This is a genomic window from Aurantimonas sp. Leaf443 (assembly GCF_001425575.1).
Classification (GTDB): Bacteria; Pseudomonadota; Alphaproteobacteria; order Rhizobiales; family Rhizobiaceae; genus Leaf443.
The window spans coordinates 52,938-65,854 of the sequence record NZ_LMRD01000013.1; the positions used below are offsets into that span (position 1 = coordinate 52,938).

The 12,917-nt window shown below is 74.7% G+C and carries 13 protein-coding genes; 10 read left to right on the forward strand and 3 right to left on the reverse strand.

The window, feature by feature from the left end:
• The first annotated feature begins 194 nt into the window (after positions 1 to 194).
• On the forward strand, positions 195 to 920 hold the full coding sequence (locus tag ASG48_RS17325) for a response regulator transcription factor (RefSeq protein ID WP_055852887.1): 726 nt from the start codon (positions 195 to 197) through the stop codon (positions 918 to 920).
• Positions 917 to 2,176, forward strand: a complete 1,260-nt coding sequence (locus tag ASG48_RS17330) for an ATP-binding protein (protein WP_055852890.1) — start codon at positions 917 to 919, stop codon at positions 2,174 to 2,176. Before ASG48_RS17325 ends, ASG48_RS17330 begins: the two co-directional genes overlap by 4 nt.
• A gap of 21 nt (positions 2,177 to 2,197) precedes the next feature.
• On the opposite strand, the gene ASG48_RS17335 is transcribed toward ASG48_RS17330, so the two are convergent.
• Complete coding sequence (locus ASG48_RS17335; RefSeq protein ID WP_055852892.1) at positions 2,198 to 2,878, reverse strand: hypothetical protein; 681 nt, start codon at positions 2,876 to 2,878, stop codon at positions 2,198 to 2,200.
• Between the two features lie 237 nt (positions 2,879 to 3,115).
• A complete protein-coding gene (locus ASG48_RS17340) occupies positions 3,116 to 3,949 on the reverse strand; it encodes a polyphosphate kinase (RefSeq protein WP_055852895.1) in 834 nt (277 codons plus the stop codon).
• 238 nt (positions 3,950 to 4,187) lie between these two features.
• Between ASG48_RS17340 and ASG48_RS17345 the strand changes: the two genes are divergently transcribed.
• From ASG48_RS17345 to ASG48_RS17375, 7 genes are read left to right on the forward strand one after another with little or no spacing between them, the layout of a single operon-like run.
• Positions 4,188 to 5,204, forward strand: coding sequence for an AAA family ATPase (locus ASG48_RS17345; protein WP_082529569.1), 1,017 nt, complete (start codon positions 4,188 to 4,190; stop codon positions 5,202 to 5,204).
• Positions 5,205 to 5,215: 11 nt separating this feature from the next.
• Positions 5,216 to 6,130, forward strand: coding sequence for a DUF58 domain-containing protein (locus ASG48_RS17350; RefSeq protein WP_055852898.1), 915 nt, complete (start codon positions 5,216 to 5,218; stop codon positions 6,128 to 6,130).
• Positions 6,114 to 6,560 carry a hypothetical protein gene (locus ASG48_RS18420; protein ID WP_055852904.1) on the forward strand — a complete coding sequence of 149 codons (447 nt, stop codon included), beginning with the start codon at positions 6,114 to 6,116 and terminating at the stop codon, positions 6,558 to 6,560. Before ASG48_RS17350 ends, ASG48_RS18420 begins: the two co-directional genes overlap by 17 nt.
• A complete protein-coding gene (locus ASG48_RS17360) occupies positions 6,560 to 7,519 on the forward strand; it encodes a VWA domain-containing protein (protein WP_055852907.1) in 960 nt (319 codons plus the stop codon). The genes ASG48_RS18420 and ASG48_RS17360 overlap by 1 nt, the downstream gene beginning before the upstream one ends.
• The gene (locus ASG48_RS17365; RefSeq protein ID WP_055852910.1) at positions 7,516 to 8,442 is read left to right on the forward strand and encodes a vWA domain-containing protein; all 927 of its coding nucleotides are present in this window, start codon (positions 7,516 to 7,518) and stop codon (positions 8,440 to 8,442) included. The genes ASG48_RS17360 and ASG48_RS17365 overlap by 4 nt, the downstream gene beginning before the upstream one ends.
• A gap of 2 nt (positions 8,443 to 8,444) precedes the next feature.
• Entirely contained in the window at positions 8,445 to 9,086 is a 642-nt protein-coding gene (locus ASG48_RS17370) for a tetratricopeptide repeat protein (RefSeq protein ID WP_055852915.1), read from the forward strand.
• Positions 9,080 to 10,312 carry a BatD family protein gene (locus ASG48_RS17375; RefSeq protein WP_055852918.1) on the forward strand — a complete coding sequence of 411 codons (1,233 nt, stop codon included), beginning with the start codon at positions 9,080 to 9,082 and terminating at the stop codon, positions 10,310 to 10,312. Before ASG48_RS17370 ends, ASG48_RS17375 begins: the two co-directional genes overlap by 7 nt.
• On the opposite strand, the gene ASG48_RS17380 is transcribed toward ASG48_RS17375, so the two are convergent.
• Positions 10,286 to 11,503 carry an MFS transporter gene (locus ASG48_RS17380; protein ID WP_055852920.1) on the reverse strand — a complete coding sequence of 406 codons (1,218 nt, stop codon included), beginning with the start codon at positions 11,501 to 11,503 and terminating at the stop codon, positions 10,286 to 10,288. The two genes, ASG48_RS17375 and ASG48_RS17380, sit on opposite strands and share 27 nt — an antisense overlap.
• A gap of 250 nt (positions 11,504 to 11,753) precedes the next feature.
• On the opposite strand from ASG48_RS17380, the gene ASG48_RS17385 reads away from it, so the two are divergent.
• Positions 11,754 to 12,914: a YbfB/YjiJ family MFS transporter gene (locus ASG48_RS17385; protein ID WP_055852923.1), complete on the forward strand. Its 1,161-nt coding sequence runs from the start codon at positions 11,754 to 11,756 to the stop codon at positions 12,912 to 12,914.
• The last annotated feature ends 3 nt before the right edge of the window (positions 12,915 to 12,917 follow it).

Sequence of the window (12,917 nt, forward strand, 5' to 3'; positions counted from 1 at the left end):
AAACGTCGCCCGCGCCGCGCCGTTGCAAACTTCCGTTACACAAAAGCGCTGGCCGCCCCCGGGTGCCCCGACGTAAGACCTTGAAAGAAGACGACACCCGGCCGCCGCGAGCCGCGCCTTGCGGACCGCCGGCGCGAGGCCCGCCGGGGCCTCGAAGAGCCGCCCGCGCCGCGCCAGTACCCGAGGGAGACGAGATGACCCAGCCGCATGTCCTCGTCGTCGACGACGATCCGGAGATCGGGCGCCTGCTCGGGCGCTACCTGGAGGGCCAGGGCTTCCGCTGCACGCTCGCCGAGAGCCGCCGCTCCTGCGAGGAGAGGCTGGCGGAGACGCGCATCGATCTCGTCGTCCTCGACGTCATGCTGCCGGACGGCTCGGGCCTCGACATATGCCGCGACCTGAAGGACCGGCGCCCGGACCTCGCCATCATCCTCCTCACCGCGCTGAAGGAGGATGTCGACCGCATCCTCGGGCTGGAGCTCGGCGCCGACGACTATCTCGGCAAGCCCTTCAACCCGCGCGAGCTCGCCGCGCGCATCCGCGCGGTCCTGCGCCGCGGCCAGGAGGCCGCGCCCGAACCCATGCCCCGGCCCTACGGGTTCGAGGGCTATCGCGTCGATCCCGAGAAGCGCGACGTGACCGCGCCGGACGGCTCGCATATCGAGCTCACGGGCGCCGAATTCGATCTCCTCACCATATTCCTCGACCGGCCGGGCCGCGTCCTGTCGCGCGACGTCCTTCTCGACCTCCTGCACGGGCGCAGCTCCGATCCGTTCGACCGCACGGTGGACGTGACGATGAGCCGGCTGCGGCGCAAGTTCAACGATGGCGGCGTGTTCCGCCTTTTCAAGACGGTGCGCAACGGCGGCTACCAGTTCGCCGCGCGCGTCGAGCGGCTGGGCGGCGGGGCCGGCGCGTGAGGTCGCTGCGCTCGCGGCTGACGCTCTTCCTCGTCTCCGCCACGCTCGCCGTCGTCGTGCTCGCCGCGCTCGTCGCGGTGCAGGTGCTCGAGCGGCCGGACCGCTCGCTCTTCGCCGCCGCCTTCGCCGAGGAGGTGCGCATCCTCTCGCAGGTCCTGTCCGAGGACCCGGACGCGGCCCGGCGCCTCGGCGTGCCCGTGGCGGGCCCCCCGGTGGAGATCGGCGACACGCGCTTTCGCGACGCGCGCTCGATCTCGCGCATCCTCGCCGAAGCCGGCGTCGCGCTGCCGGTGCGCGTCGTCGGCGACGAGGCGGCGCGCACGCGCCAGCTCGCCTTCGAATTCGCGCCCGGCCGCTGGGCCTACCTGCCCTATCCCGGCTACCCCCCGCGCAACTGGCCGGCGCTGGCCTTCTATCTCGGCCTCGTCATCGCCGGCTCGCTCGCCGTCTCGCTTCTGGCCGCCACCAAGATGACGCGTCCGCTGCGCATCCTGGAGGAGGCGGTGCGGGCCGTGGGGCCGGACGGGCTGCCGGCCACCCTGCCCGAGGAGGGCCCGGCCGAGATGCGCGCCACCGCCGCCGCGCTGAACCGGCTGACGGGGCGCGTGCGCGCCGCCGTCGAGAGCCGCATGCGCCTCGTCGCGGCCGCCGGCCACGACCTGCGCACGCCGATGACGCGCATGCGCCTTCGCGCCGAGTTCCTGCCCGAGGAGGACCGCGAGGTCTGGCTGAAGGACCTCGCCGAACTCGACCACATCGCCGACAGCGCCATCCGCCTCGTGCGCGAGGAGGTGGAGCCGGGGAGCAGCGAGACCGTTTCGCTGAACGCGCTTCTCGTCGAGATCGCGGACGAGCTCGGCGAGATCGGCCGCCCGGTCGAGACCGGGCCGCTGGCGCCGCTCAGCGTCGCCGCCCGCCCGCTGGCGCTCAAGCGCGCGCTGCGCAACCTCATGGAGAACGCCGCCGTGCACGGCGGACAGGCGCGCGTGGCGCTTGCGGCCGACGGCGGGGCGGCGCTCGTCACCATCCTCGACGAGGGGCCGGGCATTCCGGAGGCGCTCATGGCGCGCGTCTTCGAGCCCTTCTTCCGCGTCGATCCGGCGCGACGCCGCCTGTCGCCGGGCGCCGGCCTCGGCCTTGCCATCGCGAAAGAGATTCTCGACCATGCCGGCGGCACGCTGACGCTGCGCAACCGCCGCGATGGCGGCCTGGAGCAGATCGTGCGCCTGCCGCTCGGGGATCGCGCCGACGCCTGACCGGCGTGGCGCCCATCCGCGTCAGGGCAGGAGCGAGATCGCCGCCCCGGACACGCGGCCGACGAGCTGCCCGGCGCCGCCCGCAAGCGCGCCGAGCCCGTCGGCAAGGCCGATCCGAGGGAGCCAGCCCTCCCTCTCGTCCGCCGCCACGGCCTCGGCAAGGGCGATTCCCGGCCGTTCGGTCCGTCCCTCCGGGCGAAGGGAGGAGGGCGGCGCCAGCTCGTCGGCGGGCGTGGTGCCAGCCCGCAGGCGCGCCGGGCGGAGGAGAAGCGGATCGCGCGATTCGCAGCGGCCCTTGCAGTCGGTGAAGAGAAGGACGCCTTCGGCCGTGCCGCCCGTGGCCGCGCCGCGACCGGAGGCCGGCGCCTCGATCCGCGCCGGGGCGACGCTTGCCGCGCGCACCGCCGGGGACGCGATCTCGGCGCGCGCGGGCACGGCCTGCATCGCGGCGGGGGCCGCCGCTCCGGCGACGCGCGCGGCCTTCCGGGCAGGGGCCGTCCCGGGCGTTTGCGCCGCGCCGGAGGCGCTCGCGGCGGGGACGTCCTCGCGCGACGCCTGCGCCACCGGCGCGGGCTCGCCGAAGACGAGCCGCTGCAGGCCATCGCCGCCGCCGAACGTCACCTGGAGCGCCAGCATCGCCGTGCCCGAGACGAGCGCCTGCAGGGCGACGCGCCGCGAGAAGTCGCGGGCGAGATGCCCCATGCGCCGAAATCCGTCACCCCGCATCGCTCGTCCCCTTTCAGGCATGCCACCGGCGCGAGGCCACCCATCCCGAGGTGCCGCGCCGAGACCGTCGCGGATCCTTCTCGCCGGGGGTCGATCCCGGCGAAGCCCCGCTTCGCGCAGAGGATGCGGGGGGCACGGGGCCGGTTTGCGGCCGTCGTGTAAAGAAATGTCTCCGTGGCCGGAAAGGCGCGCCGGTTCGGCGCGGGGGCGGCCTCAATGCCCGTCCACCTCGCGCCGATAGGCCTTCTCCAGCGCCGGATCGAGCGGGCGCGGCGACAGGTCGACCCCTTCCGAGAGCCGGTCGGCGATCGCGGTCAGCGCGGCGACGCGGGCATATTTCTTGTCGTTGGCCGGCACCAGCGTCCAGGGCGCGTCCGGCCTGTTGGTGCGCTGGAGCATGGCGTCGGCGGCCGCCACGTATTCGTCCCAGCGGTCGCGGTTGCGGAAGTCCTCGAAGGAGAGCTTCCAGCGCTTCATCGGGTCCTTCAGCCGCTTGCCGAAGCGCTGCAGCTGCTCGTCCGCGTCGATATAGAGGAAGATCTTGGCGATCTTCGTGCCGCTGTCGGCCAGCATCGCCTCGAAGGCGTTGATCTCGCCATAGGCCCGCTGCCACTCGTCGCGCGAGGCGAAGCCCTCTACGCGCTCCACCAGCACGCGGCCGTACCAGGAGCGGTCGAAGATCGCGATCTGACCCTTGGGGGGCAGGCGGGCCCAGAAGCGGGTGAGATAGTGCAGCGCCTTCTCTTCCGGCTTGGGCGCGGCGATGGGCCAGACGTGGAAGCCGCGCGGGTCCATGCGGCTCACCATGCGCCGGATCGCGCCGCCCTTGCCGGCCGCGTCCCAGCCCTCGAAGACGACGACGGCGTTGTCGCCGGTGTGCAGATAGGCCTGCTGGATCGCCTCGAAGCGCTTCTCCAGCTTGTCGATCGCCTCGAGATAATCGTGCTCGTCGAGCTTGCGCGTGAGGTCGAGATCGCCGAGCGACAGGGCCTTGGCCTCGTCCGTGTCCGTGTCCGTGTCCGTGTCCTTGTGCTTCTGCTTGCTCATGCCGCATCGCTCCCGCCGGTTGGATTGCGCGGGTCACATAGGGCCGGAACGCGGCGGTGCGATGCGCGTCTCCCCGCGCCGCGCCGGCGCGCTTGCATTGCACGGCGATCGGGCAGGATGCCCGCGATGGGACTTAAGTCTGCCCTTCCTTCGCGCAGCGGCTTGCGACATAGTGCGGATACAACCCGGGGTCTGGCACCGCCGCGGGCAACGGTATCAATAGGTTGGGAAACCATCGATGCTCCATCAGGATGCCACGCTGCGCGCGTCCGCGCGCGCCGAGTCCGCGCCGTCTTCCGCCTCCGCCCACGGGCCGGTGGCCGATCTCAAGCGGACGGTGGAAGCCGGCCTCGTCGGCCGCACGCCCCTCGTCGAACGGCTGATCGTCGCGCTCCTCGCCGGCGGCCACCTCCTCGTCGAGGGCCCTCCCGGCCTTGCCAAGACGCGCGCCGTCAAGCGCCTGTCGGGCGGGCTCGAATGCTCCTTCTCGCGCATCCAGTGCACGCCCGACCTCATGCCCGCCGACCTCACGGGCACACAGGTCTTCCGCCCCGAGCGCGGCCTGTTCGAATTCGTGGAAGGGCCGGTCTTCCACTCGCTCGTCCTCGTCGACGAGATCAACCGCGCGCCCCCCAAGGTCCAGTCGGCGCTGCTCGAGGCCATGGCCGAGGCGCAGGTGACCGCCGGCGGCGTCACCTACAAGCTGCCCGACCCGTTCATGGTCATCGCCACGCAGAACTCGATCGAGCACGAGGGCACGTTCCCGCTGCCCGAGGCGCAGCTCGACCGCTTCCTCATGCATGTCCTCGTGGCCATGCCGGACGCGGCTTCCGAACTCGCCATCCTCGATCTCGTCGAGCGCGAGGCGAGCGGCACGGTGGCGGCGCCCGGCCATCCTCTGAGGGCCGCCGATCTTCTGGAGGCGCGCCGTCAGGCGGCCCGCGTCCATCTCTCCCCCGCGCTCAAGGACTACATCGTGCGCCTCGTCATGGCGACGCGCGACGCCAGCGTGGCGCCGGACGTCGCCGGCGCGATCGAGCACGCGGTCTCGCCGCGCGGCACGCTGGCGCTGGCCGCCTCCTCCAAGGCCAAGGCCTTCCTCGCCGGCCGCGACTACGTGCTGCCCGAGGACGTGGCCGATCTGGCGCCCGACATCCTCTCCCACCGCATCGTGCCGACCTGGCGCGCGGCGGCCGAGGGCGTCACCGCCCGCGCCCTCGTCGCCCGCCTCCTCGACCTCGTGCGCCCGCTCTGAGGGCCGCCGCGATGGCCGCTGCGACGGATACGGGCGCGAGCGTCGAGGCACCGGACCTCTTCCGGCTGAGTCACATGGTGCGCCACACGCCGGCCAAGCCGCTCGCTCCGACCGGCCGGCCCGGCGGCCATGCCGGCACGAAGCGCGGCAACGGGCTGGAGATCGTCGACACGCGCCTGCAGGTCGACGGCGACGACGTGCGCCATATCGACGCCATGACGACGGCGCGCACCGGCAAGCCGCATGTGCGCACCTTCCGCGACGAGCGCGAGCGCGAGCGCCTGCTGGTGGCGGACCTGCGCCCGGCCATGCTCTTCGGCACGCGCACGCGCCTTCGCTCGGTCGCCTGCGCGCAGGCGCTCGCGATCTCGGGCTGGCAGGCGAGCCTTGCCGGCGGCCGCGTCGGCCTCGTGGCGCTGGGGCCCGGCGAGCCGCTGATCGTCTCGGCCCGCGCCCGCGAGCGCGGCATGGCGGCGGTCTGCGGCGGGCTTGCCGCCGCCCATGCCGAGGCGCTGGCGAACGCCGCCGGCGGCGCCCTCGCCGATCCCGACCTCGCCCCCGCGCTCGAACGGCTGGCGCGGCTCGCCCCGCGCGGCGCGAGCCTCGTCCTCGCCACCGCCCTCGACGCGCCGGGCCCCGATTTCGACGCCGTGCTCGGCGGGCTCGCGCGGCGCCTGCGCGTGACCGTCGTCCTCCTGCGCGACGCCTTCGAGCGGCGCGCGCCGCGGGGCGCCTATCCCTTCCTGTCCGGCGGCATCGCCGGCGCGGCGATCCGCTGGGCCTTCGTCGACCGCGAGACGAACCGGCCGGACCCGCGCGTGGAGCGCCTGCGGCGCCTCGACGTCGATCTCGTCCTCCTCGACACGGACGCGACGCCGACGCGCATGGCCGAGACGCTGGGAGGCCGCCATGCCGATGCAGCCTGACGCGCTCGTCGCCGAGCTGCGCCCGTTGAAGCTGCCGGCCGAGCTCTCCGCCGTCACCTCCGGCGACGTCCTCGCCGCGCTGGCCATCGGCATCCTGGCCGCCCTCCTCGTCGCCGCCCTCGCCCGCCTCGTCGCCCGCCGCCGGCGCGACCGGCGCGCCGAGGTGGCGGCCGCCCTCGCCGCCCTTCGCGGGCGCCCCGCCGAGGAGCGGCTCTACGGGCAGGCGCTTCTCCTGCGCGAGCTAAGGCCGGCAACCGCATCGCGGCGACCCCGGCAGGCCGCCAACACCGCCGAAGAGGCCGAGGCTGCGATCCCGAGCGAGACCGGCATCGGCGCGGCGCTCTACCGGCCGCCCGGCGCCGGCCCCGCGCCCGATCTCGACGCCCTGGACGCGCGCATCCTCCGGGCTGCGCGGCGGAGGGCCGGCTGATGTGGACGCTCGCCTTCCCGCTCGCCCTCCTCCTCCTGCCGCTGCCGCTTCTCGCCGCGCGGCTCCTGCCGCCGCGCGCCCGCGGCACAGGCGCGCTCCTCGTGCCGCCCTCGATCGGCGCGCGCATGACGGCGGGCGGGGCCCCCGGCGTCGCCGCCCGCACGCGCCGCCTCCTGCCGGCGCTGCTCTGGTGTCTCCTCGTCCTCGCGCTGGCCGGGCCCGAGCGGCTCGGCACCGTCGAGGCGCTGCCCGCCGAGGGGCGCGACCTCGTCCTCGCCATGGATCTCTCCGGCTCGATGGAGAAGGAGGACTTCGAGCTCGACGGCGCCCCCGTCTCGCGGCTCGACGCGGTCAAGCGCGTCGCCGCCGCCTTCGTGCGCGGGCGGGCGGGCGACCGGGTCGGGCTCGTCATCTTCGGAGAGACCGCCTATTTCGCCGCGCCCCCGACCTTCGACACGGAGGCCGTCGCCAAGACGATCGAGGCCGCCTCGATCGGCATTTCCGGCCGCTCCACCGCCATCGCCGACGGGCTCGGCCTCGCGCTGAAGCGCCTTTCCGAAAGCCGCGCGCCGAGCCGGGTCGTCATCCTCCTCTCGGACGGCGTCAACAATGCCGGCGCGGTGGCGCCGACGGACGCGGGCTCGCTCGCCGCCCGGCTCGGCGTGCGCGTCCACACGATCGCGCTCGGGCCGAAGGACCTGGAATCGAACCCGACCGAGCGCGACGTGGTGGACGCCGCGACGCTGCGGGCGATCTCCGAGGCCAGCGGCGGCACCACGTTCCGCGTGCGCACCATGGCCGATCTCGTGGGCGTGACGCAGGCGATCGACGCGCTGGAGACCGACCGCGCGGCGCGCCCGCCGGTCGCCATCCGCGAGCCCTTCTGGACCTGGCCGGCCTGCGCCGCCCTCCTCCTCGCGCTCGGCCTCGTCCTCTTCGAGCGGAGGCTCGCCGCATGATGGATCTCGGCCCTCTCGTCCTCCTGCGCCCGGCGTTCCTGGCGCTCCTGCCGGCGCTGGCGATCCTCGCCCTCCTGCTGCGCCGGCGCGTCGCGGGCCTTGCCGGCTGGGAGCGGGCGGTCGACGCGCCGCTGATGCGCGCGATGGAGGCGATCGGTCGCGTGCGGCCGGGCACCGGGCGCCTCGGCCGTCCGCCGCTCGCTGTTGCCGCCATTCTCGCGCTCGCCCTGATCGGCCCCGCCGCCCGCGACCCCGACGCGCCGACCTTCCGCAATCTCGACGGGCTCGTCCTGGTGATGGACCTCTCGCGCTCGGCGACCGAGGGCGGGGCCTTCGTCGATGCGCAGAGCGCCGCGCAGCTCGTGCTGCAGCGGGCGGGCGCGCGGCCGGTCGCCCTCGTCGTCTATGCCGGGGAGGCGTATCTGGCGAGCGCCTTCACCACCGATCCCGGCGCCCTGGAGACGACGATCTCGGCCCTCGACGCCGAAACCGTGCCCGATCGCGGCAGCCGGCCGGACAGGGCGCTGGAGCTTGCCCGCGCCACGCTGGCGCAGGCCCGCATCCTCGCCGGCGAGGTCGTTCTCGTCTCGGACGGCGGCGGCGTCACGCCCGCCGCCGTCGAGGCGGCCCGCGCCATCGCGACGGAGGGCGGCCACGTCTCGGCCGTCTTCGTACCCCCCCGCGTCAGCGCCGGCGACATGCCGCCGGCCGACGAGCGGGGCCTGTCGCAGATCGCCTCGGCGGGCGAGGGCCGGCTGGAGAGCGGCGCCGCCCCCGCCGGCATCGTGGCCGCGATGGAGGCGCGCGGCGCGAGCGGCCTGGAGGCGGGAGGCCTGGCCGCCCTCCTCTTCCGCGACTACGGCCGCTGGCTCGTGGCGCTGGCGCTCCTGCCGGCCCTACTCCTCTTTCGCCGGAGCGCCTGACGATGGGTCGTGTCCTGCCCTGCGTCCTCGTCCTCGCCGCCCTGGGCGCCGCGCTCGCCGCCGGGCCCGACGCCTTCGGGCGCCTCGCCCTGAAGGCTGGCCTGCCCACGCTCGCCGCCGGTCTCCTGTCCGGCGACGAGGCGCGCGGCGTCGCGCTCTATCGCGCGGGCGACTATGCCGGCGCGGACGCCGCCTTCACCGCCGCCGGGCGCACGGCCACCTACAATCGCGGCAATTCGCTGGCGGCGCTCGGAGACTACAAGCTCGCCGCCTCCTATTACGACGCGGCGATCTTCGCCGAGCCGACCGACGCGGACGCGCGCTTCAACCGCGCCCTCGTCGGGCAGTTCCTGGAGCCGATCACCGGCGAGGCGAACGACATCGACGGGCTGGCGGCCACCGCGCCCGCCGAACAGTCGGAGGCGCGGCCGAGCGAGCGGCCGGACATCGCCAAGACCAAGACGCTCGCCGAACAGGAGCGCGTGCAGCGCCCGCGCACCGGCCAGGCGGTTGTGGCGAGCGAGGACTGGCTGACGACCCTGCCCGACGATCCCGGCCGCTATCTCAAGGCGCGCCTCAAGGCCGAGCACGACGCTCGCGTCGAGGCGGGCCTGACCCATCCGCCGGAGGACACGGCATGGTGACGCTTTCGGCCCCGCGCGGCATCCGCGCCCTGGCCCTTCTCGTGCTGGTCGCGCTCTGCGCGCTGCCCTTTGCGGCGGCGCGAGCGGCGCCCGCCGTCGATCCCGCCGCCGTGCGGCTCGAGGTCGTGGTGCCCGAGGGCGCCGCGCCCTTCGTCGACGAGATGGTGCTCGTCACCGTGCGCGGCACCTACGACACGACGATCGCGCTCGAGACGCTGCGCCAGCCCGAGTTCCGCAATTTCGGCTGGATGCAGCTCGGGCGCGACAGCTGGCGACAGGCCTTCGTGGACGGCAAGCAGAAGACCGTGTTCGAGCGGCGCCTGGCGCTGTTCCCGCACGCGGCCGGGCGCCAGACCATCGCCTCCTTCACGCATCGGCTGACGCTGGTGGCCGGCAATGGCGAGCGTTTCGTGCATGACGTGGTCTCGCCGCCCGTCTCCGTCGAGGTCGCGCCGCGCCCGGCGACCGCCGGCGGCTGGTGGATGCCGGCGCGCGCCGTGACCTATAGCGACGACTGGGACATGGACGCCGCCGCGCTCGTCAACGGCGCCACCGTGACGCGCCGGGTGACGATCCGGGCCGTCGGCGTGCCGCCGCAGTCGCTGCCCCCGCCGCCGCGCATGCGCGCCGACTGGCTGATCTCCTTCTTCGCCCCCGAGACGCGCAGCGTGGAGCTGACGCCCGACGGGCCGGTCTCCACCGTCGAATGGGTCTGGCGCATGCGCCCGATCACCGGCGAGCCCGGCCACCTGCCGGCCTTCACCATCCCCTGGTACGACACGGCCGCGCGCCTGCCGCGCGAGATCGTGCTGAAGTCGCAGACCATCGCCTATGCCGGCTTCTCCGAGGGCCAGGGCGAGGCGGGGCCGATCGGGTTGCTCAAGCGCAACGCGCCGATCCTGGCGGGCGCCGGCGGCTTTCTCGCGGCGCTCGCGCTTCTCCTGCCGGGGCTGAGGCTGCGCAGCCGCGCGGAGATGGCCGGCCTCCTGCGGCGCCTTTCGCCCGACGGCGACGCGCGCGCCCTGCGCCGGGCCGCGGCGGCGGGCGACGCGCCGGCCGCACGGCAGGCGGCCCTGGCCTATCTCGCGCCCCGGGGCGGGGCGGGCATTGTCCCGGGCGCCTTCGCCCGGCTCGACGCGGCGCTCTACGGACAGGCGCGCGAGCGGCCCGACCTTGCCGCCTTCGCGCGCGCCGTCCTCTCAGCCCGTCGCCGGCGCGGGAGCTGACGGTTCCTCGGCGAGCTTGGGCAGGAGGACGAGAAGGAGCACCGCACCGAGGATCGTGGCGAAGGCGACGGCGACGAGCGGCGCCAGCCCGTCCTCGATGAAGGGCGCGGCGATGGCCGTGCCGACGGCGCCCGCGCCCAGAAGTCCCAGCACGACGAGCGCGGCGCCCCGCGCGTCGTCGCCGCCAGCCGCCACCATCGCGCGGTGGAAGCCGGCGGGCCCGCGCAGGCCGAAGCCGAGATTGACGAAGAGGAAGAGGCCGATCACCACGACCGGGCTCGTGCCCCCGCCGAGCGCATAGGCGAGGAGACAGGCGAAGGCCGCCGCCTGCAGGGCCGTGCCGCCGAGGATCGTGCGCTCCGTGCCGAAGGCCTTCGTCGCCCGGCCCGAGACATTGGCGCCGGCGATGAAACAGGCGACGCCCGCGATCTGCAGCGTGACGAAGGCCGAGACCCCGAGGCCGAGGGGACCGGCGAAGACGGCGGGCGCGCCGAAGACGAAGACGAGGAGCGCGCCGAGCGACAGGGCCTGGCTGCCGGCATAGCGCAGGAAGACCGGGTCGCCGAGAAGCCGCCGGTAGCCGCCCGATCCCGCCGGCGGCGGCGCCGAGGCGGGCAGGACGGAACCGAAGAGGAGCATCACGCCCGCCATGGCGAGCGCCAGCGCGCCGACCACGAGGAAGGAGAGCTGCCAGCCGCCGAGCGCCAGCAGCGCGGCGCCGCCGAGCGGGGCGAGCGCGGGCGCCAGCGCCTCCACCGAGCCGAGCCGCCCCATGGCCGCGACCATGCCCTCGTCGCCGTAGAGCGAGCGGATGAAGCCGGGCGCGAAGACGGCCGGCGCCGCCCCGAGGGCGCCCTGCAGGAAGCGCAGGGCGACGAGGGCGCCAAGGTTGGGCGCCAGCGCCGAGGCGATCGACACCGTGCCGAACAGGGCGAGCGACACGGCGAGCAGCAGGCGCCGCTTGTAGCGGGCGCCGAGCGCGCCGAAGGCCAGCAGCCCGAGCGAGGTGCCGAGCACATAGGCGGCGAGGACGTATTGCGCCGTCTGCGCGCTCCCGCCGAGCGCGGCCGGCAGGCTGGGCACGGCGGGGAGAACGAGATCCGTCCCCGCGATGCCGAGCGCGGTGCCCGAGACGACGAGCGCGAAGGCGGTCCGCCGGTGAAGGCGCGAGAGGGGCGTTGGCGGGCGCATCGGGCCTTCGTCCTCGAACGAGCCGCCGTCGCGGCGCGCGGACGGGGCGAAGAGCTTGGGTTGCCGGCATGGTCTAAGGGCCGGGGCGGGCCGCCGCAACCCGGCCTCCCTCCTCGCGCGGGACTGGAGAGGGCGAGGCGCGCGCGATGTTTCGGCTCGCTCCACCGGCGCGGACGTGCCATGGCCTTTCCGCAAGACGGTATGGGACGGGGGTTGCGTTGGCCCGCCCCGAAGACACGGACGGCGACCGGTGCATCCCACTTCCAGGCTTCTCCTCGGCGGCTTCCTGACGCTCGCCATCGTCATGGGCATCGGGCGCTTCTACTACACGCCCCTCCTGCCGCTGATGCAGGCGCAATACGGGTTCGGGCCCGACAAGGCCGGGCTCATCGCCGCCGCCAATTTCGCCGGCTATCTCGCCGGCTCGCTCCTCGCCTCGCTCGCCCCGCGCGGGGGCGCGCGCCTGGCCGCCTTCCGGCTCGGCCTCTGCGCCAGCGTGGCGACGACGATCGCGATGGGGCTGACGGACGACGAGGCCGTCTGGCTCGCGCTGCGCTTCGTCTCCGGCGTCGCCAGCGCCTTCGCCATGATCTCGGCCGCGGGCATGATCGCCGAGTCCCTCTCCTGCGTGAGATCGGAGGCCCGGCTTGGCTGGATCTTCGGCGGCGTCGGCTCGGGGATCGCGGTCTCCGGCGTCCTCGTCCTGATGGCCGACCCGTTCCTGTCGCCCTCGCAGCTCTGGCTGGCCGCGGGCTTTCTCGCCGCCGCCGTCCTGCCGCTGCCGCTCCTCTTCGTCGGCGAGCGCGCCCTGCCCGAGCGCCGCAAGGCGCCGCCCCCGCGCCGGCGCGCGGCGCGGCCCATCGCCTTCTGGCCGCTCTTCGTGAACTACACCTGCGAGGGCCTCGGCTACTCGGTCTTCGTCACCTTCATCGTGGCGATCATCAAGGGACGGCCGGGGCTGGAGGGCGTCGGCGACTTCGTGTGGATCGCGGTGGGCCTGGCGGGCCTGCCCTCGACGCTCCTGTGGTCGGGCATCGCCGAGCGCATCGGCTTCGCCAACGCGCTGGCCGCCGCCTATGCCGTGCAGATCGCGGCGATCCTCCTGCCGGTGCTGAGCGCCGGCGCGCCGGCGGCGATCCTCGCCGCGTTCCTCTTCGGGGGCACGTTCATGGCGATCACCGTCCTCGTCATGCCGCTCGGTCGGCACGGGCTGAACGGGCGCGGCTTTGCCATCCTCACCGCCGGCTTCGGCCTCGGGCAGATGCTGGGCCCGCTCTTCGCCGGCCTGCTGGTGACGGGCGCGGCCGGCTACGACCGCGCGCTCGTCGCCTCCGCCGGCGCGGTGGCCTTCGGGCTCGCCGCCCTCCTCCTCGCCATGCGCCGCCGCGCGCCCGGCGCGGCCGCCACCTGACCG

Excerpts from the sequence above, each read along its gene's own strand:
- ASG48_RS17325 (WP_055852887.1), top strand. The coding sequence starts at position 195 with ATGACCCAGCCGCATGTCCTCGTCGTCGACGACGATCCGGAGATCGGG.
- ASG48_RS17335 (WP_055852892.1), bottom strand. The coding sequence starts at position 2,878 with ATGGGGCATCTCGCCCGCGACTTCTCGCGGCGCGTCGCCCTGCAGGCG.
- ASG48_RS17340 (WP_055852895.1), bottom strand. The coding sequence starts at position 3,949 with ATGAGCAAGCAGAAGCACAAGGACACGGACACGGACACGGACACGGAC.
- ASG48_RS17345 (WP_082529569.1), top strand. The coding sequence starts at position 4,188 with ATGCTCCATCAGGATGCCACGCTGCGCGCGTCCGCGCGCGCCGAGTCC.
- ASG48_RS17350 (WP_055852898.1), top strand. The coding sequence starts at position 5,216 with ATGGCCGCTGCGACGGATACGGGCGCGAGCGTCGAGGCACCGGACCTC.
- ASG48_RS18420 (WP_055852904.1), top strand. The coding sequence starts at position 6,114 with ATGCCGATGCAGCCTGACGCGCTCGTCGCCGAGCTGCGCCCGTTGAAG.
- ASG48_RS17360 (WP_055852907.1), top strand. The coding sequence starts at position 6,560 with ATGTGGACGCTCGCCTTCCCGCTCGCCCTCCTCCTCCTGCCGCTGCCG.
- ASG48_RS17365 (WP_055852910.1), top strand. The coding sequence starts at position 7,516 with ATGATGGATCTCGGCCCTCTCGTCCTCCTGCGCCCGGCGTTCCTGGCG.
- ASG48_RS17370 (WP_055852915.1), top strand. The coding sequence starts at position 8,445 with ATGGGTCGTGTCCTGCCCTGCGTCCTCGTCCTCGCCGCCCTGGGCGCC.
- ASG48_RS17375 (WP_055852918.1), top strand. The coding sequence starts at position 9,080 with ATGGTGACGCTTTCGGCCCCGCGCGGCATCCGCGCCCTGGCCCTTCTC.
- ASG48_RS17380 (WP_055852920.1), bottom strand. The coding sequence starts at position 11,503 with ATGCGCCCGCCAACGCCCCTCTCGCGCCTTCACCGGCGGACCGCCTTC.